Raw genomic sequence first — 20,446 nt, 5'->3', positions numbered from 1 at the left:
TCCGATGTTCACTCCTTTGAGTGGCGGGTCAGGTGATGCGCGCCCACTGCCCACGGGCGCTGGGAGGGTCGGGGGGCGATACGGGCGCCTCGCTGCCCGAGTGCGGTCCACGGCTCGGAGCGAGCGTCCACACCCGTTGACGGAGCGTCACCCGGACCCAGGGGTACACGAGTCAGGAATGCGAGCACCGGTGCAGAAGTCGCGGCCTCGTCGCACAGCCAAGCAGACGACCCCCACGGGGGACGCGGAGCAGACGCCCACCGTCGGCAGGGGCCGCCCCACTCACGTGCGCAATCGGCTCATCGTGGCCGTGGCGGTGGTGGCCGCCGCGATCGCCGGGGCCGGGACCCCGTCCGTCCTGACGGCCTCCGGTGAACTCAAGGACTCCCAGGACCTGGTGACGCTGGCCGAGCAGACCCGGGACGCCCTCGCCCTGGCCCACTCCCTCGCCGACGAGCGTGACGACGTCACCTCCTACATCGCGGCCGGCCGGCCCAGGTCGAAGGCCCCCTCGGAGGAGCACAGCGCCCGCGTCGACCGGCAGGTCGAGGAACTGCGCGCCGACACCGGCACCGCGGACCTCCTGCGGGACGACCTCGACGCCGTCGCGGCCGTCCGCCGCGCCGGGCTCACCGGCAAGAGCGGCGCGCTCGAGGCGCACCAGGCGTACTCCGCCGTCATCACCCGGCTGCACCGGCTCGCCGAGCAGCTCGCCCAGCAGACCCCGCCCCGCGCGGGTTCCGGGGCCCACGCGCTCGCCGAGCTGGACTCCGCCGTCCACCAGGCCGCCGCCGCCCGCGGTCTGCTGCTCGCCGCGCTGAACGTGCCGAGCACCCCGCAGACCGTCATCGACCCGATCACCGGCCTGCCGTCCACCTCCGCCGTCTCCTCGGAGGCCGACACCAAGCGGCGCGACGCGCTGACCGCCGCCGCGCTCCAGGCCCGGCTGCGCTCCGACGCCGCCCTCGCCGACTTCCGCGACACCGCGCCCAAGGCCGCCCGCGCCTCCTACGACTCCACGGTCACCGGCCCCGAGGTCAACTCCGCCGACAAGTACCTCGCGCGGCTCACCGACGAGCCGACGCTCTCCGACGACGAACTCGGCACCGACCCCAAGAAGCTCCGGGCCGCCCTCACCGCGCGCGTCGAGATGATGCGCGGGGCGGAGTCGGCGCTGTTCGACCAGCGCGTCAAGGACCTCGCCCAGCTGCGCGACGACGACGTCACCGCACTGGAGATCCGCGTCGCCGTCCTCGGCGCCCTGATGCTGCTCGCCATCGGCATCACCACCGGGCTGGCCCGCTCCCTCACCCGCCCGCTCTCCGTGCTGCGCCGGGGTTCCGCCCGGCTCGCCGGGGCGGAGGACCCCGGTGCCGAGGAGCCGATCACCTTCACCGGCCGCAACGACGAGTTCGCCCAGGTCGTCCGCTCCGTCAACGCCCTGCACGCGCACGCGGCCGGCCTCGCCGCACGGATCGCCACCCTGGAGGCCGACCGCAAGCACCTCGTCGGCCAGCGCCAGAAGATGGCCGACGCCCGCGAGGAACTGCGCACCGAGCTCGACCAGGCCGCCGCGCAGCTGGAGCGGCTGCGCACCGGCATCGGCGGCACCTTCGTCAACCTGGCGCTGCGCACCCTCGGCCTGGTCGAGCGGCAGCTCGGCGTGATCGAGAGCCTGGAGGAGCGCGAGGACGACCCGGAACGCCTGGCCACCCTGTTCAAGCTCGACCACTTCGCCACGGTCATGCGCCGGCACAGCGAGAACCTCCTGGTCCTCGCCGGCACCGAGCACGTCCAGCACACGGCCGGTCCCGTGCCGCTCGTCGACGTCGTGCGGGCCGCGGTCAGCGAGATCGAGCGGTACGAACGGGTCCGGATCGCCGCGCTGCCGCCGCACGCCCACATCGCCGGGTTCGCCGCGGACGACCTGTCCCACCTGCTGGCCGAGCTCATGGAGAACGCCACCTCGTTCTCCCCGCCCGACCTGCCCGTCGAGGCCTCCGGCTGGCTGCTGGAGGACGGCGAGATCATGCTCTCCGTGCGGGACGAGGGCATCGGCATGACCGCGGAGCGGCTGGAGCGGCTCAACTCCCGCCTGTCCGAGTTCGACCCGGCGGCCGGCTACGACCAGGAGACCGAGGACGGTCTCGGCCTCGGCCTGTACGTCGTGGCCCGGCTCGCCCACCGGCACGGGATGCGGGTCCAGCTGCGGAAGCAGAAGCAGGGCGGTGTCACCGCGGTCGTGGTCCTGCCCAAGGCCCTGCTCGCCTCCGCCGAGCCCGCCGCGACCCCCGCCTCCGGTCCCGTCCCCGGCGGCACCCACACCTTCTCCCTGCCGGGCGCCGACGCCGAGGCCAACTCCAACGTGCTGCCCGGCCGCCGGGAGAGCGACGACCCGCTGGTCGCCCTCGCGGAGAAGGCCGTGCGCCACCAGGAGTCCACGGAGGCGGACGCCCCGGAGGAGACCGGTGCGGAGTCCGGGGACGGCGACGCCGCGGAACCCGCGGGGGAGCGCACGCGGAGCCGCGACGCGGACGTCGCGGCGGACCGCGACGGGGAGAGCGGTGCGGAGCCCGCCGGCACCCCCGGGACGGAACCCGCGACGGAGGAGCCGGCCGGGGACGCGGACGCGCAGGACACGCAGGCGCCGTCCCCGCACCCCGCCGAGACCACGATGGAGCTGCTGCTCCCGCCCCCGGCGGACGCGGTCGGCGACGCCCCGGCGGCACGGACCGCGCCGTCGGCGGGCGCCGCGGGCACCGGGGGCGCGCCCGCCCCCGACGAGACCGAGCACACGGCCGCCGAGGCCGCCGACGACACCCGGACCGCGCCCGACGCCCCCGCGGACGCGGAGACCCCGCGGCGGTCCGGACCGCAGACCCGGCCGGCGACCCCCGACCGGCCCGAGCCCGAGGCCACCCCCGTGGCCGCTCCCGCCCGCGGCACCGGCGACGAGCACGCGCGCGTGCCCGACGGGCCGGCGGAGGACGAGCCGGTCACCGCCAAGGGGCTGCCCAAGCGCACACCGAAGATCACCGCGCCCGCCCAGGTTCCACGGCCCCGCACCGGTTCCGTGGACGCCGAGACGCTGCGCCGCCGTCTCGGCGGCTTCCGCCGGGGGGCGGAAGCCGGTTACCGGGACGTCGAGGCGGAGATCGCGGAGCGGACGGGCCGGCACGACACCCCGTCCGCCACCACCGAAGAAGCCACGGGGGGCACAGTCGAGGAGGCAAGCAGTTGACCGCGCCCAGTACCTTCGGACTGAGCAGTGAGGCCCGCAACCTGCACTGGCTGCTGACCAATCTCGTCGAGGAGGTGCCCGGCATCCTCTCGGTCGCGGTGGTCTCCTCCGACGGCCTGCTGCTCCTCTCCTCCGACGACGACCGCAACCTCGAGGCCCGCGGCCCGAAAGCGGAGCCCCGCACCGGCCCGCGCGGCTCCGCCGCCGACCTGGCCACCGTCGTCTCCGGCATCGGCAGCCTCACCGTCGGCGCCTCGAAGCTGATGGACTTCGGTCCGGTCAAGCACACGATGGTCGCGATGGACGAGGGCAGCCTGTTCGTGATGTCGATCAGCGACGGCTCGCTGCTCGGCGTGCACGGCTCCGCGGACTGCGACATGAGCGTGGTGGCGTACCACATGGCCCTGTTCGTCGGCCGGGCCGGCCACGTCCTCACCCCCGAACTCCGCAGCGAGCTGCGCAAGTCCCTGGAGGCCGAGCCCACCGGGAGCCACCGATGAGCAGTGCGCCCAGGAAGCGGCTCCCGGTGCGCGGCGGCGACCGCAAACCCGCCCGGGTCCGTCCCTACTCGCTCACCGGGGGCCGCACCCGCTTCGGGCACGTCCTGCTCGTGGAGACGTTCGTCGGCAGCACGGTGAGCACGGCCGCGCTGGAGGCCGCCGGGGAGCGCAGGGAACTGACGCACGGCGGGCTGTCGGCGGTCATGCCGGAGGCGCGGGCCATCGTCGAACTGTGCCGCCGGATGCGCACGGTGGCCGAGATCGCCGCGCTGCTGAGGATGCCGCTCGGCGTGGTCCGCGTCCTCCTGAGCGACCTCGCCGACCAGGGAAAGATCCGTGTCTACGGAACGGGGACCGGCCACGGCACGGGCCGCCCGGACCGCGCGCTGCTGGAAAGGGTGCTGAATGGACTCCGTCGTCTCTGACGCCGCCCGAGGCGTCTCCCCGCTCGTCGAGGACGACGAGCCGTTGCAGCCCTGGCAGACGGACCGCACCCGCGCACCGGTCGCCACGAAGATAGTCGTGGCGGGCGGGTTCGCCGTCGGCAAGACCACCCTGGTCTCCTCCGTCTCGGAGATCACGCCCCTGCAGACCGAGGCGCTGATGACCGAGGCGAGCGAGGAGACCGACGACCTCACCGCCACGCCGGGCAAGCTCACCACCACCGTGGCCATGGACTTCGGCCGCCTCACGCTCGACGACGACCTCGTGCTCTACCTCTTCGGCACGCCCGGTCAGCAGCGGTTCTGGTTCATGTGGGACGACCTGGTGCGCGGCGCGATCGGCGCGGTCGTCATGGCCGACACCCGGCGGCTGAAGGACTGCTGGCCGGCGCTGGACTACTTCGAGAGCTGCGGGCTGCCGTACGTCGTGGCGGTCAACCACTTCGAGGGCAGCGAGCTGTTCGAGCCGGAGGACGTGCGGGAGGCGCTGACCGTCCCGCGGCACATACCTGTCATGATCATGGACGCGCGCCGCCGGATCTCCGTGATCGAGACCCTCCTGGCCCTGGTGGGCCACGCGCTCGACGAAACCCCCGAGTAGGAGAGACATCCCCGTATGCGGAAGATACTCGTCGTCGGAGCCGGGCAGTCCGGTCTCCAGCTCGCCCTCGGTCTCCAGTCGCACGGGTACGAGGTCACCCTGATGTCCAACCGGACGGCGGACGAGATCCGCACCGGACGGGTGATGTCGACGCAGTGCATGTTCCACACCGCCCTGCAGCACGAGCGCGACCTCCGGCTGAACTTCTGGGAGTCCCAGGCCCCGAAGATCCAGGGGCTGGGGCTCTCGGTCGCGGCACCCGGCTCCCACGACCCGGGCCCGACGCAGCGGGCGGTCAACTGGCTGGGCAGGCTCGAGGGGTTCGCGCAGTCGGTCGACCAGCGGGTGAAGATGGCCGGCTGGATGGAGACCTTCGCCCAGCGCGGCGGCCAGCTGGTCATCCACGGCGCGGCGGTCGGCGACCTCGACTACTTCTCGCGTGCGTACGACCTCGTGCTCGTCTCGGCCGGCAAGGGCGAACTCGTGCAGATGTTCGGCCGCGACGCGTCCCGCTCCCCGTACAGCGAGCCGCAGCGCGCCCTGGCGGTGGCCTACGTCCACGGGATGGAACCGCGCCCGGAGCACCCGGACACGGAGGCCGTCCGCTGCAACATCGTCCCCGGGGTCGGTGAGATGTTCATCATGCCGACGCTCACCCTCTCGGGCCGCGCCGACATCCTGTTCTGGGAGGGCGTGCCCGGCGGCCCGCTGGACGTCTTCAAGGACGTCAGGGACCCGGCGGAGCACCTCTCCCTGACCCTGGAGCTCATGGAGAAGTTCCTCCCCTGGGAGTACGCGCGGGCCACGAAGGTCGAACTGACCGACGCCGGCGGCACCCTGGCCGGCCGCTACGCCCCCACGGTCCGCCACCCCGTCGGCCGGCTGCCCGGCGGCGGGGCGGTCCTCGGCGTCGCCGACGTGGTCGTCGCCAACGACCCGATCACCGGCCAGGGCTCCAACTCCGCCTCCAAGTGCGCCGCCTCCTACCTCGCCTCGATCCTCGAGCACGGCGACAAGCCGTTCGACGAGGAGTGGATGCAGCAGACCTTCGACCGCTACTGGGAGACGGCCCGGCACGTCACCAAGTGGACGAACGCCATGCTCGCCCCGCCCCCCGAGCACGTCCTGGACCTCCTCGGCGCCGCCGGGCAGGTCCAGTCGGTCGCCGACCGCATCGCCAACGGCTTCGACGACCCGGCCGACTTCGAGAACTTCTTCTTCGACCCGCGGAAGACGGAGGCCTACCTGATGGAGGCCTCGGGCGCCACGGGCGCGTAGCCCTCCCGCCGACGCCCCGCGCCGCCGGCCTCCCCCGGCGGGGCGGCCCTACGGAACCGCGGGCCCGGTCCGCCCGGCGGGGCCCGCCGCGGGCGCCGCGGATCCCGCGTACCCCGCGTCCGAGCCCTCCGTCGCCCCCTCGGGGAGCTCGGGCGGCGCGTACCGGCGCAGGGGCTCCCCGTCCGGGTCGGGGCGCACGGCGCCCAGGACCGGGTTGGCCGCGAGGGGGGAGACCTTGATCCGCGCGCCGGGCCGGGGCGCCTGCACCACCCTGCCGTCACCGAGGTAGAGGGCGACGTGCGTGGCCTCGGGGAAGTACACGACGAGGTCTCCCGGGCGCAGCTCCCGCAGCGGGACGCGTGCCAGCCGCGCCCACTGCTCCTGGCTGGTCCGGGGGATCGGCCTCCCGGCCGCGCCCCACGCCTCGGAGGTCAGCCCCGAGCAGTCGTAGGCGTCCGGCCCCTCCGCACCCCACTCGTACGGCTTCCCGAGCTGTTCCACGGCGTACCGCACGGCCCGTTCGCCCGCCCCGGTGGGCGTGCGGGCGCCGCCGAGCGCGCCGGAGGCGAGCAGCTCCTCCTGCTCCCGGGCCACCCCGGCCCGCTCCAGCTCGTCCAGCGCGGCCAGCTCCTCGCGGGTGAGCGAGGCGAGCAGCTCCTCGACCTCGCGGAGCCGCTCGCGCACCTCGTCGCGCTCCCTCCCGCGCCGCTCGGTGAGGGCGCGCCGGGCGTCGAGGGCCGCACGCGCCCGGCGGGCCAGTCCGTCGGCCCGCCGCTCGTCACCGGTCAGCCGGCCCACCGCCCGGGCCCGCTCCCGCGCCAACCGCCCGACCACGTGGCCCTGGTCGAGCACCGCCTGCGGATCGCGTGCGAGCAGCAGCCGCACGTACGGGGAGAGGCCGGTGTCGCCCTGGTACTGCTGCCGGGCCAGCCGGCCGGCCGCGCCCCGGCTGTCGTGCAGGGAGAGCCGGGTCCGGGCGAGGGCGTCCTCCAGCCGTTCGGTCTCGGCGCGCTGCCTCCTCAGCAGCTCCTCGGTGGCGTTGTAGGCCTCGGTGGCCTTCTCGGCCTCCCGGTACAGGGCCTGAAGGTCCGTCAGCAGCCCGGCCACGGAGCGGCCCCCGGGGTCGCCCGGTCCGGGGACGGCCGCCGCGGACGCGGGTGCGAGAACGGTCCCGGCCACCAGCGCCGCCGTGCACACCAGACGCGGAAGCATTCCTGACACGCCATCACCTCCGACGCGGAACGGCCCGTCCGCTCCGCGTCGCGAGCATCGGGCGTGCCGCGCGGGCCCGCGCGCCGAGTGTGCGCGGTCCGGCGCAACGGGATCACCCGTGCGTGTCGTCCGGCTTGCCCCCCGGCGTGGCGTCCGGCGCGGCCCCGGGCTTCGACCACGGCCACCTCGGGCGGCCGCCCGCCCGTCCCGTGGGGTCGTAGAGGTACTTCCAGCCCCGCGTCAGCCCGGTCCGCCCGCTCCGCTCCCGGGGCACGCGCCGGTAGACCAGCACCGTGGGCGCGCCGCCGTCCGGGGCCGGGACGGGGATGCGGTACGTCTTGGGCGGGTGCCCGGTGATGCCCAGCAGCACGGGCAGGACGCGCCCGTCCATGGGGCCGCCCTCGAACGGGGTGTCTTCGCTCTTCACCCCCTCAGTGTCGGGCATGCGCCGCCGCCGTCCGCTCCGGTCAGAGGTCCGCCACCAGCTCCCGGACCAGCGCCTCGGTCTGCGCGTCGCGCCGCGCGGTCACCTCCAGCGCCGCCACGAACTGCTCCACGAGCCAGTCCCGCAGTTCGTCCGCCGGCGGCTGCCCGTCCTCGTCGAGCCAGATCAGCGAGGCCGCCTCGACGGCCGTGATCCACATCCGGACGGTCATCCGCAGCCGGGGCCCGGGCCCGGCGACCCCGAGATGACTGAGGATGTGCTCGACGGCGGCCCGCCGCACCCCGTCGACGATCGCGGTCGTGCGGGAGGTCTCCACGACGCTCCCGCCCTGCAGCAGCGCGCTGAACCCGGTGCCGCGCCGGTCGACGAAGGCGAGGTAGCGGTCGAGGGCCCGGGACAGCCGGGGCAGCCGCGGGCCCTCGTGCGGTTCGTCGAAGCAGTGCCGCAGTTCGTCGGCGGCCGACCTCAGGGCGGCCTCGTAGAGCTGCTGCTTGCCGCCCGGGAAGTACCGGTACACCAGGGGCCGTGACACCCCGGCCGCCTCCGCCACGTCGTCCAGGGACACCTCTTCCGGGGTGCGGCGGGCGAAGAGGGACAGCGCGGCGTCGAGCAGCTGGCTGCGGCGTTCCTCGACGCTGAGCCGCCGGTAGGCGGGGGTGGGAGCCTGCGGGGTCATGTCCCGCAGCGTAACCGCCCGCCCCCGGCCGGTGCCTAGGCCAGCAGTCCGGACGACTTCCACAGCCTCCGGCCGACCCCGCGCAGCACGCCGATGTCGTCCAGGAAGTCGGTCAGCCGCTTGGAGCCCTGCTGCATCACGTCCCGCCGGTGCCCGCTCGCCCTGACCTGGGCCACGGCCTCGCGCCGGTCCAGACCGACGTTCGTGTAGACCTCCGGGTTCACGAACGCCACGGAGAAGACGCGGGCGAACTCGCCGGAGGTGATCCGGGTGAACTCCTGCGACCACTTGGGCGCGGTCACCATCTGGCGCCGCAGCTCCTCGCGGGCGTAGCGCACGTGCCGCGCCTCCTCGATGACGTGGATGCGCGTGACGCCCCGGATCAGCGGCTGGATCCGCTCGTCCGGGAAGGTGAGCCGCTGCATCCAGTCCAGGACCTCCTCGCCGAGCAGGGTCGCGGTGAAGGAGCCGGGGGTGGTGGAGATCGTCTTGAACAGCCGGCCGAGGTGCTGGTGGACCCGGCTCACCGGGTACCAGGGGGTGCCGCCGCGGGTGATCAGCCGGGCGAACATCTTGGAGTGCCGGCACTCGTCCTCGATCTCGGTGAGCGCGTAGCGCACGTGCGCGCTCGTGGCGGACTTGTCGTAGATGTGCCGCACCAGCAGCTGCATGAGGATGATCTCGAACCAGATGCCGAGCGAGGCGAGCGCGGCGGCCTCGTGCCGGGAGAGCAGGAGGCGCTGCTCCTCGCTCATCCGCTTCCACATCGGGGTGTCGTACAACGACACCAGCTCCGGCGGCCAGAACCACTTGCCCTCCTCGAAGGGGGCGTCCCAGTCCAGTTCCTCGTCCGGGTCGAAGGAGTGCTTGGCGGAAGAGTCGAGCAGTCGCTGGGCCACCTGCTCGCGGTCCTTGAGCAGGCCGAGCGCGTCGCGCAGGCCGTCGAGCGCGTCGGCTTCCGTCAGGGTCGTCATGGGGGTTCCACCTCGTGGTGCGGGGGCGTCTCGGGATGCGTCCGGGGTCCGGGTCACCGGCGGTTCACCCCACTTATGAGACTGCTTGTCAGCAAGGCCGTCAATCCCCTGCGCGGGACTTGTTGACGAACGGTCTACCTGGCGGGGGTGTCGACGGCGCGCTCCCCGTGGAGCGCCGTACGGGAATCCCCCCGGGTGCGCTGACCGCGTCAGCCGGACGCCGGCACGGGGGAGCGATCACGAGCGCCGCACGCGGCCACGGGCTGGACGACGACTACGAGTGGCCCCGTCCGCCGGAGGGCGGCTGGACGGCGGACGGCCTTCCCCGCCTGCCTCCGCACACGGAGCTGATCGACGGGAGCCCCGTCTTCGTGAGTCCGCGGACCGCTTTCCCCTCACGTGTCATCCGCTCGCCGGGCAACGCCCTGCCGGTCCAGGTGCCGGACGGGTGGGACGTCGTCCGTGAGATGACCGTCGAGCTCGACGAGCGCGACCGGCCGGAGCCCGATGCCCGGGCGGTCCGGGCGGACGCCGGTGCCGGCCCGGAGCGGACCCGGTCCCGGCCGGAGGACGTCGTGCTCGCCGTGGAGGTCGTCTCCGGGGCTCGGAGGAACGGGACCGCGAGGCCGAGCCCGGCAGGTGTGCGGCCGCGGGCATCCCCCACCACCGGCGCGTCGAGGAGAACGACGGACTGCCGGTGGTCCACGTCCACGAACGGGACCCGGTGACCGGGTCCTGCGTCCCCCGGGTGTCTTCCACCACCGGCTCAAGCCGGCCGTGCCGTTCCCGTCGGCATCGGCCTCGCCGCGTCGCCCGCCGCCGTCAGACCGAGCAGCCCAGCTCCTCCGGCACCTCCCCGGCCACCGGCACCGACGCCCCCGGCGGGAAGGGCGTCCGCAGTGTGAACGCGTACGGCGTGGGTCCGTTGGCACGCAGGTGGAGGAGGCGGGACTCGGCCTCCGCGACCGTGGGGCGGTGGCCGGCCGGGACCCACCAGAGGGTCACCATGGCCTCCTCGACACGCTCGAACCACTCCCTGCGCCGCGCCAGCATCCCGCGGTGGCGGCCCTGGTACATGAAGGCCGTCAGGGCGTTCGTGTCGCGCCACACCGACATGTTGACGATCAGCCACGCGTCGCCGAAGGCGGTGATGTCCGTCGCGTTGCCCCCCTCGCTCTTGAGGCGCCAGACGAAGCCGTCGGCGGCCTCGGCGTCCGCGTTCACCGGGTCGAGGCCGTCGACGAAGTCCTTCAGCTGCGGGGAGTCCAGCGGAGCCCGGAGGCGGGCGATGTTCACCTGGGCGAGTTCGTACGCGGCGTCGGGTGCGGTCATGGACCGGACGGTAGGCGGAGAGCCGGGGGTCCGGTAGCCCCGTCTCAGCACCTGGGAAGCAATTCCCTCCAGGGGTTTATGAGTTGAGCACCGCCTCCATCACCGCCCGCGCGATCGGGGCCGCCGTCCCGCCCCCGCTGATCTCCCCCCGGTCCGCCGCCGCGTCCTCGACCACCACCGCGACCGCCACCTTCGCCTCCATGTCCTCGCGGCCCTGCGCCCAGGCGACGAACCAGGCGTACGGGGTCCCGGAGTTGCCCAGGCCGTGCTGGGCGGTACCGGTCTTGCCGCCGACCACGGCGCCGGGGATCGCGGCGTTCGCGCCGGTGCCCTTCTCCACCACGTCCCGCATCAGCTCCCGCATCCGCAGCGCCGTCGACGGGTGCATCGCCCGCCGCGCCGGGCGGGAGCCGGACGCCGACACCGTGCCGCCGCCCGCCCGGGTCGTCCGCTCCACCAGGTACGGCTCCCGCAGCTGCCCCCCGCTCGCGACGGCGGCCGCCACCACCGCCATCTGCAGCGGTGTGGCCCGGGTGTTGTACTGCCCGATCGACGCCAGCGCGAGCTGCGCCCGGTCCACCGTGGTGTCGAAGGTGCTCCGCGCCACCCGGAACGGGACCCGCACCTCCCCGTCGTCGAAGCCGAAGGCCTGCGCCGCGGCCGTCATGTCCGCCACACCCGTCTCCACGCCCAGCTTGGCGAACACGGTGTTGCAGGACAGGGTGAACGCCTCCCGCACCGAGGCGTCCGCGCAGCCCTCGGACCCGTTGGTGAGCCGTGTCGTCGTGCCCGGCAGGCGGTACGGGTCGGGGGAGTCGGTCGGCTCGTCCAGGTCGGTCACCACGCCCGCGTCCAGCGCCGCCGCCGCCGTCACCACCTTGAACGTCGACCCCGGCGGGTACGTCCGCTGCACCGCCCGGTTCAGCATCGGCCGGTCGGGGTCGGCGTTCAGCCGCGTCCAGGCGTCCCGCGCCGTCCTGCCGTTCCCCGACAGCAGCCCGGGGTCGTACGAGGGGACCGACACCAGCGCCAGGATCCGGCCGGTCGACGGCTCCACCGCCGCCACCGCCCCCTTGAGCGAGCGCAGCCCCTCGTACGCCGCGCGCTGCGCCGCCGGGTCGATCGTGGTCGCGACGTCGCCGCCCGCGTTGCGGGAGCGCGTGAAGTCGTTCCACAGCGGCAGCGGGGCGAGCACCGGGTCGGAGCCGGACAGCAGCCCGTCCTCCGCGTGCTCCAGCAGTGTCGTCCCGTACGCCTGCGAGGCGAAGCCGGTCACCGGCGCGTACAACGGCCCGTCGCTGTACGTCCGTTCGTAGCGCAGGTACTCCCCGGTGTCCCGCGAGCCGGTGACCGGGCGGCCGGCGACCAGGATGTCGCCGCGCGGCTGCCGGTAGCGGGCGATGGCCTCGCGGCGGTTGGCCGGGTTGTCGTCGTAGGCGTCGGCCCGCAGGACCTGCACGCGGGCCGCGTTCACCAGCAGGGCCGCCAGCAGCAGGGCGCAGAAGAGGCGGGCGCGCCGGATGTGCCGCGTCACCGGACGGCACCCCCGCCCGCCCGGCGGCACGCCGAGTCGCTCAGCCGGACCAGCAGCGCCACGATCGTCCAGTTGGTCACCACCGACGAGCCGCCCTGCGCCAGGAACGGCATCGCCATCCCGGTCAGCGGGATCAGCCCGGTCACCCCGCCCGCGATCACGAACACCTGGAGCGCCACGAGGGAGGCGAGGCCCACGGCGAGCAGCCGGCCGAACGGGTCGCGCAGGGCGAGCCCCGTCCGGTAGCCGCGTTCCACCAGCAGCCCGTAGAGCAGGAAGATCGCGGACAGTCCGGCCAGGCCCAGCTCCTCGCCGGCCGTCGCCAGGATGAAGTCGGACTTGACCGCGAAGCCGATGAGCACGGAGTGCCCGAGTCCGAGCCCGGTGCCGAGGGTCCCGCCCTCCGCGAAGGCGAACAGGGACTGGGCGAGCTGGTTCGCGCCCTCGCCTGCCTCGATGGAGGCGAACGGGTGCAGCCAGGTCTCGATCCGGTGGTGCACGTGCGGCTCCAGCCGGCCCACGGCCACCGCCCCCAGCGAGGCCAGCAGCAGGCCGACGGCGATCCAGCCGGTGCGGCCGGTGGCGACGTACAGCAGCACCACGAACAGGCCGAAGAACAGCATCGAGGTGCCGAGGTCCCGCTCCAGCACCAGCACGCCCACGCTGATCAGCCAGACGGCGACGATCGGGCCGAGCACCCGCCCGGTGGGCAGCTGCAGTCCCCAGAGACGGCGGCCGGAGTAGGTGAGGGCGCTCCGGTTCGCGGCGAGGTACGCGGCGAAGAAGACCGCCAGCAGCACCTTCGCGAACTCGCCCGGCTGGAGGGAGAACCCGGCGACCCGGATCCAGATCCGGGCCCCGTTCACCGCCGGGAAGAGGATCGGGGCCGTCAGCAGGACCAGCGCGGCGGCGGCGCAGGCGCGGGTGTGGCGCTGGAGGGGCCGGTGGTCGCGCAGCACCAGCACCACCACGGTGAACAGCGCCACGCCCAGGGCCGACCAGACCAGCTGGGTGGGCGCCGCCGGGGCGTCCGGCGTCTCCAGGTCGAGCCGGTAGATCAGCACCAGGCCGAGACCGTTGAGCAGGACGCCGATGGGGAGCGGCAGCGGGTCGGCGTGCGGGGCCCGCCAGCGCACCGCCAGGTGCGCGACCAGGGCGAGCACGCCGAGCCCGGCCCCGTAGCCGGCGGCGCCGGGCGGGACCGAACCGTTCCTGGCCAGGCCGACGGCGCAGTACCCGTACACCGACAGCAGGACGGCCAGGACGATCAGGGTGAGCTCGATGCCACGGCGTCCGGGGAGGCGGACGGTGGGCGCGGGCGGATCCGCCGTCGCCAGGATGATTCCGGCCTTGCTCATGTCCGGAACTTATCCAAATGTGATGCCTTGTGTGCTTCGCTCCTCGGTACCAGCGTGGCGCGGTGCCGCCGGGGCGGGCCGCCGTCCCCCTATTCCGCCGGCTCCCCCGGCGGCCGGGCCGGGGCGAGCCCCGCCCGCAGGTAGGCGACGAACAGCTCGTTGTGCAGGGCCCAGGAGGAGCGCCGGGCCCGGATCAGCCGGATCGCCGCCTCGGCGGTGCCGCCCCGGCGCATCAGCACATGCCCGACGACCAGACCGGAGCGGTTGTACCCGTGGTAACAGCGGACGAGGACCGTACGGCCGTCGTCCAGCGCCTCGAACGCCGCCTCGGCCAGCCGGGCGACGCCCGCGAGCTGCGTCTCGTCGAGGGGACCGTCGGGAATCGGCCACACCTGGTGCTCCACCCCCGGGCCGGGCCCGTGCCCGGGCAGCCGCAGCAGCGTCTGCACGAGGTCGAACTCCCGGCCCACCACCGCGAACTCCAGCCCCCCGGAAGGGCCCCGGAACTCGTGTCCGCCCATCCACAGGCCGGGCACGATCTCGTTCCAGGGGCTGTCCGGGGCCGGCACGTCGGACTGCTTCCCGCGGGTACGCAACGGCGCCTCCCGGCATCCCGCTCGTGGGTCTGTCCGGCTCCTCCACGGTAGCCGGTTCTCCCCATTTCTTGCCTCGGTGCCCCCGCCTTGTTCCCATGGTCGTGGGGTGATGCTGCATGGACGGACTGCGCGTCGTACCGGCCTGGCGGCACGGCCGGGAACGGCTGTACGTCTGCCTCCCGGACGGCAGGAACATCGCCTGGTACGACCGGGAGGCGGCCCGCGTCAACCTGCTCGGCGCGGACCACGAGGAAGACGTCCTCCGGGCGCTGGGCCCCTTCCTGACCGGTCCGGTCACGGTCGGCCCGCCCCCGGTCCCGGCCCCCGCCGACCTGGCGCGCCTGTGCCTGCACCCCGACGACGACCTCGCGCCGAACCGGCCCGGCGAGGCGCTGCTGGTCGCCCTCGACCGCGACCCCGGCCCCACCCGCCTCTTCCGCCCCGACCCGCGCCGCAGGGCGCTCACGGCGGAGCAGGCGGTCGGCGAGGCCCTGGACCGCATGGACGGCGCGGGATGGCGCGCCCTGCACTCGGTCCCGCTCCCCGGCGGCGACCGCATCCACCACCTGCTCGTCGGCCCCGGCGGCCTGTACGCCGTCCACGCCCTGTACGCCCACGGGCAGCGGGTGACGGTCGCCGACCCCCTGGTCGGACTGGGCCGCCACGCGCTGCGGCCGCTCCTGGACCGCCTGCGGTCCGACGCGGGGCGCGCCGCCCACGCCCTGACGGCCGAGGTCCGCCCGGCGCTGGTCCTGGTCGGCGCGTCGCAGGTGTCGGTCCCCGCCCCGCCGCGCGAGGTGCGAGTTCTGACGGACGGGGAGGTGGCGGGCCTGGTTCGCCTCGGCGGCGTGCTGAAGCCGGCCGACGTGGAGGCCCTGTACGCGACCGCCCGGGACCGGAACACCTGGACGCGGGTGTGAGTCGTCGCCCCCTCCGGCCCGGTGGCGGGCGCCCACGATGAAAATCTTTATAAAGTAGGACAAACTGGCGGCAGTGACCGGCGGACGACCGGAAGGGTGCTGCACGTGAGGTCCATCTGGAACGGCGTGATCTCGTTCGGCCTGGTCAGGATCCCGATCAAGCTCGTGAACGCCACCGAGAGCCGCGCGGTCCCCTTCCGCGAGATCCACACCGAGGACGGCGGCCGGATCCGCCACCGCAAGTTCTGCGAGCTGGAGGACCGCGAGGTCACCGCGCAGGAGATCAGCAGGGGGTACGAGGAGGCGGACGGCACGATCATCCCGATCACCGACGAGGACCTGGCCCACCTGCCGATCCCCACCACCAAGACCATCGAGATCGTCACCTTCGTCCCCGAGGACCGGATCGACCCGCTCCAGATGGGGGCCGCGTACTACCTGGCGGCGGGCAGGGCGCCGGCCGCCCGGCCGTACGCGCTCCTGCGGGAGGCCCTGAAGCGCAGCAACAGGGTGGCCGTCGCGAAGTTCGCGCTGCGGGGCCGCGAACGCCTGGGCATGCTCCGCGTGGTCGGCGACGCGATCGCCCTGCACAGCCTGCTCTGGCCGGACGAGGTCCGCGGGCCCGAAGGGCTCGCCCCCGACGCGGACGTCGTCGTCCCCGACCGGGAGCTGGACCTCGCGGGCGACCTGATGGACGCCCTCAGCGAGGTGGGCCTGGAGGACCTGCGCGACGAGTACCGCGAGGCGGTGGAGGAGGTCGTCGCCGCCAAGATCTCCGGCGAGGCCCTGCCCGAGCCGCCCGAGCCGGAGCGCCCCGGCAGGGTGCTGGACCTGGTGACGGCCCTGGAGCGGAGCGTCCAGGCGCTCCGCGAGTCCCGCGGCGGGAAGGCGGACGGGCCGGCCCGGTCCGGGCCCGGGCGGCCGTCGCCGCGCGGGGCGCCCCGCGCGGCCCCCGAGGAGACCGGCGGCGGGACGCCGGCACCCACGGCGAAGAGGCCGGCGGCGGGGAAGCCGTCCGCCGAGACGGGACGCGACGCGAGGAAGACGGCCGCGAAGAAGGCGACCGCGAGGAAGGCGACCGCGAGGAGCGCGGCCAGGAAGGCCCCCTGAGATCCCGCGACCCCCGCGCCCGCTGGCCTCGCGAAGAAGGTCCCTGAAGGCTGAGGTGAGGCTCCCGCGGCCCCGCGGCCCGCGAAGAAGGCGAAGAGGGCCCGGCGAAGGGGGCGGCCTCCCGCCTCCGCCGCGGGCCCCGACGGGCGGCGGGTGCCGGGGCGGCGGACACCGGGAGGGCGGCGCTCGTCGCGACCACCGTGCCCCCGCGCGCCGTCCGTGCTTCCACGCGCCCCGGTTGCTGCGCCTCCAGCATCCGGGCCGTCCCCGAAGGGCCGTACGGCACGCCATCGTTGCTGGATCCGGCGCTTCTGCCCGAATCTCTGTGGGGACTTTGCGGAGAGTTCCAGTAATTTTAGAGTACTGCGAGGCCTGTGGGGTGGGGGAGAGTCGGGGGTTACGGCCGCCGTTGAGGCCATCACCATCTACTCTCGTACGTTTGTGTGAACAGCGCGGAGGGAGACACAGGCGTGGCCCGATCGGGGCGGGGGGAACGTGATCAGGGTGGCGACGAGGTGCCTCTCGAGCCGGACACCACCATGCAGTTGCAGGTACCGCCGCCCCGGGCGGCGGCGGACGAGACCATGCAACTGCGCGTCCCCGAGGGGGGCGTACCGGACGGCTTCGGCGCACCCGCCGGCTCCGCCGCAGCCGCCGGGCCGGAGGAACCGGCGGCGCCCGACACCCCTTCCGCCACGTCCGGCGCCCCTTCCCGCCGTCGCCGCAAAGCCCCCCGCCCTTCCCCCGCCGCCCGCCTCGCCGCGGCCCTCGGCCCCCGGCTGGCCCCCGTCCTCGGCCCCGTCGCCGCCTGGCTCGGTCCCCGTGCCCGCCGGCTGCGCCCGCACTACCCCCGGCCGGGCCGCACCGGATGGCGCCGCTGGGTCCCCTCCTGGCGCCAGACGCTCGGCGGCTTCCTCGCCTCCTTCGGCCTGAGCACGCTCTTCCTGGTGGTCGCCTACGCCGCCACGGACATCCCGCAGGACCTCAACACCCACGCCACCCAGCAGGACAACGTGTACTTCTGGGCCGACGGCACCCCGATGGCCCGCACCGGCTGGGTGCAGCGGCAGGCGATGCCGCTCGAGGACATCCCCGAACACGTCCGCTCCGCCGTGCTCGCCGCCGAGAACGCGAGCTTCTACAGCGACCCCGGCATCTCCGTCGAGGGCCTCGGCCGCGCCCTGTTCCGCACCCTCGGCAAGGGCGAGACCCAGGGCGGCTCGACCATCACCCAGCAGTACGTCAAGAACGTCTACCTCGACCAGGACCAGACGCTCAGCCGCAAGTTCAAGGAGGCGATGATCGCCCTCAAGCTCGACAACGAGATGAGCAAGGACGAGATCCTGGAGGGCTACCTCAACACCAGCTGGTACGGCCGCGGCACCTACGGGATCCACCGCGCCGCCCAGGCCTACTACGGCAAGGACGTCAGCAAGCTCAACGTCAGCGAGGCCGCCTTCCTCGCCTCCCTGCTGAAGGGCGCGGGCCTGTTCGACCCCACGCTCGGCGCGGCCAACCGCGAGCGGGCCGTGGAGCGCTGGACGTGGATCCTCGACCGCATGGTGGAGATCGGCGAGCTGTCGCCGCAGGAACGCGCCGGGTACCGGACCTTCCCCGAGCCGCTGAAGAGCAACCCGCTGTACAACACCGGTGAGCAGAGCGACTACCTGGTGGAACTCGTCGCCCAGTACGCCAAGAAGAACGCCGGCATCTCCGACCGGGAGTTCGACCTCGGCGGCTACGAGATCCACACCACGTTCGACAAGAAGCGCATGGCCCAGCTCACCGACGCCGTCACCAAGGCCCGCAAGCAGGCGCAGAAGGACCACCCGAAGGCTGCCAGGACCGCCCACTACGGCGCCGCCTCCGTCGCCGCCGACGGCCGGATCCTCGCCGTCTACGGCGGCCCCGACCACCGCAAGCAGGGCTACAACGAGTCCAACGCGACCACCGTGCCCGCGGGTTCGGCGTTCCTGCCGTTCGTGTACGCGGCCGGACTGGAGCACGGCGTGCGCAAGACGCGCGACGGCGAACGCACACCGGTGACCGGGGAGAGCGTGTACAACGGCGACGACGGCGTGCCCGTCACCACGCCCGAGGGCCCCTACTGGGACCGCAGCGGCCGCAAGGTCGCCGCACGCAACGACGGCGGCAAGTCCTACGGGCAGATCTCCCTGCGCCGGGCGCTCGCCCTGTCCGTCAACACCCCGTTCATGCAGCTCGGCATGGACACCGGGCTGGACAAGGTGCGCGCCACCGCCGTGGCCGCCGGACTGCTGCCCTCCAGCATCGGCGCCCGGGTGCCGGACCTGTCCACCGGCAGCTCCACGCCCAGCGCCATCCGCATGGCCAGCGGCTACGCCACCTTCGCCGCCGACGGGGTGCACACCGAGCCCTACTCGGTGCGGCGGATCACCCACAACGGCCACAAGGTCGACCTCGCCGAGCCGCCCGCCCGCCGCGCGATGGGCGCCGACACCGCCCGCGAGGTCCAGGCCGCGCTCGCCGACGCCTTCCGCGCGGCCCACCCGGACGCCGCGCCCGCCTCCGCGGACGTCGCCGGGAAGGCCGGCACCACCGAGGACTCCGTCGCCGCCTGGTACGTCGGCACGGCGAAGAAGGTGTCCACCGCGGTCGTCGTCTACCGCATCGACCTGGGCAAGAGCCTCGAACCCCTGCCGCTGGAGGGACTGGACGGCACGGCCGCCGACAGCGTCCCGTACGGCATCTGGTCACGTGCCATGCGTCCGCTCGGCTGACCACCGGCGCGACCGGCACGCCCGATCCCCTGTCCCCGAAAGATTGAGCCGCAGATGAAACAGCCGTCGGGCCGCCGCCGCAAGGCCCGCGAAACCCGCCGCCCCACCGCCCGCCTGGGGTTCCTCACCCTGGCGGCGTTCCTCGTCGTCAGCTCCCTCGTCGCCGGCTACCTGGTGCTCTCCCGCACCGACAGCACCGCCGCGACGGCGAAGGACGGGGCGGACCAGCCGGCCTCGCGCGCGACCGAGGAGCCGGAGTGGGACGGGAAGACGAAGGTGCTCGGCGACGGCTCGACCTCCTACACCGGCCCCCAGAAGGACCAGCTGGAGCCGAAGCCGCTCAAGCCCGGTGAGAAACCGCCCCAGTTCGTGGTCTTCTCCTGGGACGGCGCCCTCCAGGGCGACGACAACCTCTTCGCCCACTACCGGGAGATGGCCGAGAAGTACGACGCCCACATGACCTTCTTCCTGACCGGCATCTACCTGGTGCCCAAGAGCAAGAAGGAGCTCTACTCCCCGCCGCAGCACCCCCAGGGCAGCGCGGCGATCAGCTTCCCCACCGACGAGCACATCCGCACCACCCTGGAGCAGCTCGCCGGGGCCTGGAAGGACGGCCACGAGATCGGCACCCACTTCAACGGCCACTTCTGCGGTGAGAAGGGCGGCGGCTACTGGAGCGTCGAGGAGTGGAAGAGCGAGATCGACCAGTTCTACGGGTTCGTGGAGAAGTGGAAGACCAACACCGGTTACACCGACCTCGACCCGCTGCCCTTCGACATCAGGAAGGAGGTCACCGGCGGCCGCGCCCCCTGCCTGGAGGGCCAGGCCAACCTGCTGAAGGCGGCCAAGGACTACGGCTGGCGCTACGACGCCAGCTCCGCCGGCGACTTCCAGATCTGGCCGAGGAAGAAGGACGGCATCTGGGACTTCCCGCTGCAGATGCTCCCGTACGAGGGCGGCAAGTACCAGGGCCTGTCCATGGACTTCAACTTCCTCTACAACCAGTCCGGCGGCGAGACCGAGGGCGACCCGGCCATGTACCCGCAGTGGCAGCAGCAGACCGTGAACACCTACATGAACGGGTTCAACCGCGTCTACTACGGCAGCCGCGCCCCGCTGTTCATCGGCAACCACTTCGAGCAGTGGAACGGCGGCATCTACATGAAGGCCGTCGACGAGGTCATCAAGAGCGTGTGCCCGAGGAAGGACGTCCAGTGCGTCTCCTTCCGGGAGCTCGCCGACTGGATGGACGTCCAGAAGCCGGCCACGCTGGAGCGGCTGCGCACCCTGGACCCCGCGCAGTCCCCGGACTGGTCCACGGTCGTGAAGTGACCCTCCCGGCGGGTCCCGGAGCGGCGGGTGATGACGTTCCCGTAACTCCCGCCCGGCCGGAGGCACAACCCCCTTCACAACAGCCACACACGGCATGCGAGACTCCGCTTACCTCGGCATCCAGCCGCTGAGGAA

Annotated in this window: 18 protein-coding genes; 10 read left to right on the top strand and 8 right to left on the bottom strand. The window is 73.6% G+C overall.

What is annotated here, in order from left to right; all coding sequences use genetic code 11:
- Positions 1-178 precede the first annotated feature (178 nt).
- From ACZ56B_RS13415 to ACZ56B_RS13395, 5 genes are read left to right on the top strand one after another with little or no spacing between them, the layout of a single operon-like run.
- Positions 179-3,241: a sensor histidine kinase gene (locus ACZ56B_RS13415; RefSeq protein ID WP_468789401.1), complete on the top strand. Its 3,063-nt coding sequence runs from the start codon at positions 179-181 to the stop codon at positions 3,239-3,241.
- Positions 3,238-3,741 (top strand): roadblock/LC7 domain-containing protein, encoded by a 504-nt coding sequence (locus ACZ56B_RS13410; RefSeq protein ID WP_468789399.1) that lies wholly within the window; start codon positions 3,238-3,240, stop codon positions 3,739-3,741. Before ACZ56B_RS13415 ends, ACZ56B_RS13410 begins: the two co-directional genes overlap by 4 nt.
- Positions 3,738-4,166 carry a DUF742 domain-containing protein gene (locus tag ACZ56B_RS13405; protein WP_468789397.1) on the top strand — a complete coding sequence of 143 codons (429 nt, stop codon included), beginning with the start codon at positions 3,738-3,740 and terminating at the stop codon, positions 4,164-4,166. The genes ACZ56B_RS13410 and ACZ56B_RS13405 overlap by 4 nt, the downstream gene beginning before the upstream one ends.
- Positions 4,147-4,785: a GTP-binding protein gene (locus tag ACZ56B_RS13400; protein ID WP_468789395.1), complete on the top strand. Its 639-nt coding sequence runs from the start codon at positions 4,147-4,149 to the stop codon at positions 4,783-4,785. The genes ACZ56B_RS13405 and ACZ56B_RS13400 overlap by 20 nt, the downstream gene beginning before the upstream one ends.
- A gap of 15 nt (positions 4,786-4,800) precedes the next feature.
- The gene (locus tag ACZ56B_RS13395; RefSeq protein ID WP_468789393.1) at positions 4,801-6,063 is read left to right on the top strand and encodes a styrene monooxygenase/indole monooxygenase family protein; all 1,263 of its coding nucleotides are present in this window, start codon (positions 4,801-4,803) and stop codon (positions 6,061-6,063) included.
- A 48-nt stretch (positions 6,064-6,111) separates the two neighbouring features.
- Here ACZ56B_RS13395 and ACZ56B_RS13390 read toward each other — a convergent pair whose 3' ends face one another.
- From ACZ56B_RS13390 to ACZ56B_RS13375, 4 genes are all read right to left on the bottom strand, one after another.
- Positions 6,112-7,284, bottom strand: coding sequence for a C40 family peptidase (locus ACZ56B_RS13390; protein ID WP_468789391.1), 1,173 nt, complete (start codon positions 7,282-7,284; stop codon positions 6,112-6,114).
- 103 nt (positions 7,285-7,387) lie between these two features.
- The gene (locus ACZ56B_RS13385) at positions 7,388-7,702 is read right to left on the bottom strand and encodes a hypothetical protein (protein ID WP_468789389.1); all 315 of its coding nucleotides are present in this window, start codon (positions 7,700-7,702) and stop codon (positions 7,388-7,390) included.
- Between the two features lie 40 nt (positions 7,703-7,742).
- Positions 7,743-8,396, bottom strand: a complete 654-nt coding sequence (locus ACZ56B_RS13380; RefSeq protein ID WP_468789387.1) for a TetR/AcrR family transcriptional regulator — start codon at positions 8,394-8,396, stop codon at positions 7,743-7,745.
- A gap of 35 nt (positions 8,397-8,431) precedes the next feature.
- Positions 8,432-9,370, bottom strand: coding sequence for an AurF N-oxygenase family protein (locus tag ACZ56B_RS13375; protein WP_468789385.1), 939 nt, complete (start codon positions 9,368-9,370; stop codon positions 8,432-8,434).
- Positions 9,371-9,405: 35 nt separating this feature from the next.
- Here ACZ56B_RS13375 and ACZ56B_RS13370 point away from each other — a divergent pair, with 35 nt between their 5' ends.
- Positions 9,406-10,098 carry a Uma2 family endonuclease gene (locus tag ACZ56B_RS13370; RefSeq protein WP_468789383.1) on the top strand — a complete coding sequence of 231 codons (693 nt, stop codon included), beginning with the start codon at positions 9,406-9,408 and terminating at the stop codon, positions 10,096-10,098.
- A 94-nt stretch (positions 10,099-10,192) separates the two neighbouring features.
- Here ACZ56B_RS13370 and ACZ56B_RS13365 read toward each other — a convergent pair whose 3' ends face one another.
- The 4 genes from ACZ56B_RS13365 to ACZ56B_RS13350 all read right to left on the bottom strand — a co-directional run bounded on the left by ACZ56B_RS13365 (position 10,193) and on the right by ACZ56B_RS13350 (position 14,190).
- The gene (locus tag ACZ56B_RS13365; protein ID WP_468789381.1) at positions 10,193-10,702 is read right to left on the bottom strand and encodes a DUF3291 domain-containing protein; all 510 of its coding nucleotides are present in this window, start codon (positions 10,700-10,702) and stop codon (positions 10,193-10,195) included.
- A 76-nt stretch (positions 10,703-10,778) separates the two neighbouring features.
- Positions 10,779-12,236 carry a penicillin-binding transpeptidase domain-containing protein gene (locus tag ACZ56B_RS13360; RefSeq protein ID WP_468789379.1) on the bottom strand — a complete coding sequence of 486 codons (1,458 nt, stop codon included), beginning with the start codon at positions 12,234-12,236 and terminating at the stop codon, positions 10,779-10,781.
- On the bottom strand, positions 12,233-13,594 hold the full coding sequence (locus ACZ56B_RS13355; RefSeq protein WP_468789377.1) for an FtsW/RodA/SpoVE family cell cycle protein: 1,362 nt from the start codon (positions 13,592-13,594) through the stop codon (positions 12,233-12,235). The genes ACZ56B_RS13360 and ACZ56B_RS13355 overlap by 4 nt, the downstream gene beginning before the upstream one ends.
- A gap of 89 nt (positions 13,595-13,683) precedes the next feature.
- Positions 13,684-14,190, bottom strand: a complete 507-nt coding sequence (locus tag ACZ56B_RS13350) for a protein-tyrosine phosphatase family protein (protein ID WP_468789375.1) — start codon at positions 14,188-14,190, stop codon at positions 13,684-13,686.
- A 116-nt stretch (positions 14,191-14,306) separates the two neighbouring features.
- Between ACZ56B_RS13350 and ACZ56B_RS13345 the strand changes: the two genes are divergently transcribed.
- The 4 genes from ACZ56B_RS13345 (at position 14,307) to ACZ56B_RS13330 (ending at position 20,311) form a co-directional block, all read left to right on the top strand.
- Positions 14,307-15,110 carry a nuclease-related domain-containing protein gene (locus ACZ56B_RS13345; RefSeq protein WP_468789373.1) on the top strand — a complete coding sequence of 268 codons (804 nt, stop codon included), beginning with the start codon at positions 14,307-14,309 and terminating at the stop codon, positions 15,108-15,110.
- Between the two features lie 105 nt (positions 15,111-15,215).
- A complete protein-coding gene (gene ku, locus ACZ56B_RS13340) occupies positions 15,216-16,220 on the top strand; it encodes a non-homologous end joining protein Ku (RefSeq protein WP_468789371.1) in 1,005 nt (334 codons plus the stop codon).
- A 539-nt stretch (positions 16,221-16,759) separates the two neighbouring features.
- Positions 16,760-18,979, top strand: a complete 2,220-nt coding sequence (locus ACZ56B_RS13335) for a transglycosylase domain-containing protein (RefSeq protein ID WP_468789538.1) — start codon at positions 16,760-16,762, stop codon at positions 18,977-18,979.
- Between the two features lie 54 nt (positions 18,980-19,033).
- Complete coding sequence (locus tag ACZ56B_RS13330; protein ID WP_468789369.1) at positions 19,034-20,311, top strand: polysaccharide deacetylase family protein; 1,278 nt, start codon at positions 19,034-19,036, stop codon at positions 20,309-20,311.
- Positions 20,312-20,446 lie beyond the last annotated feature (135 nt).

Source organism: Streptomyces sp. NPDC034670, from assembly GCF_055574875.1.
This window is presented reverse-complemented; position numbering and strand designations above follow the sequence as displayed.

Bases quoted from the DNA above. Each gene is read 5' to 3' on its own strand.
- ACZ56B_RS13335 (WP_468789538.1), top strand. From the start codon at position 16,760: ATGCAGTTGCAGGTACCGCCGCCCCGGGCGGCGGCGGACGAGACCATG.
- ACZ56B_RS13415 (WP_468789401.1), top strand. From the start codon at position 179: ATGCGAGCACCGGTGCAGAAGTCGCGGCCTCGTCGCACAGCCAAGCAG.
- ACZ56B_RS13330 (WP_468789369.1), top strand. From the start codon at position 19,034: ATGAAACAGCCGTCGGGCCGCCGCCGCAAGGCCCGCGAAACCCGCCGC.
- ACZ56B_RS13365 (WP_468789381.1), bottom strand. From the start codon at position 10,702: ATGACCGCACCCGACGCCGCGTACGAACTCGCCCAGGTGAACATCGCC.
- ACZ56B_RS13355 (WP_468789377.1), bottom strand. From the start codon at position 13,594: ATGAGCAAGGCCGGAATCATCCTGGCGACGGCGGATCCGCCCGCGCCC.
- ACZ56B_RS13375 (WP_468789385.1), bottom strand. From the start codon at position 9,370: ATGACGACCCTGACGGAAGCCGACGCGCTCGACGGCCTGCGCGACGCG.
- ACZ56B_RS13370 (WP_468789383.1), top strand. From the start codon at position 9,406: ATGCGTCCGGGGTCCGGGTCACCGGCGGTTCACCCCACTTATGAGACT.
- ACZ56B_RS13345 (WP_468789373.1), top strand. From the start codon at position 14,307: ATGGACGGACTGCGCGTCGTACCGGCCTGGCGGCACGGCCGGGAACGG.
- ACZ56B_RS13380 (WP_468789387.1), bottom strand. From the start codon at position 8,396: ATGACCCCGCAGGCTCCCACCCCCGCCTACCGGCGGCTCAGCGTCGAG.
- ACZ56B_RS13395 (WP_468789393.1), top strand. From the start codon at position 4,801: ATGCGGAAGATACTCGTCGTCGGAGCCGGGCAGTCCGGTCTCCAGCTC.
- ACZ56B_RS13400 (WP_468789395.1), top strand. From the start codon at position 4,147: ATGGACTCCGTCGTCTCTGACGCCGCCCGAGGCGTCTCCCCGCTCGTC.
- ACZ56B_RS13405 (WP_468789397.1), top strand. From the start codon at position 3,738: ATGAGCAGTGCGCCCAGGAAGCGGCTCCCGGTGCGCGGCGGCGACCGC.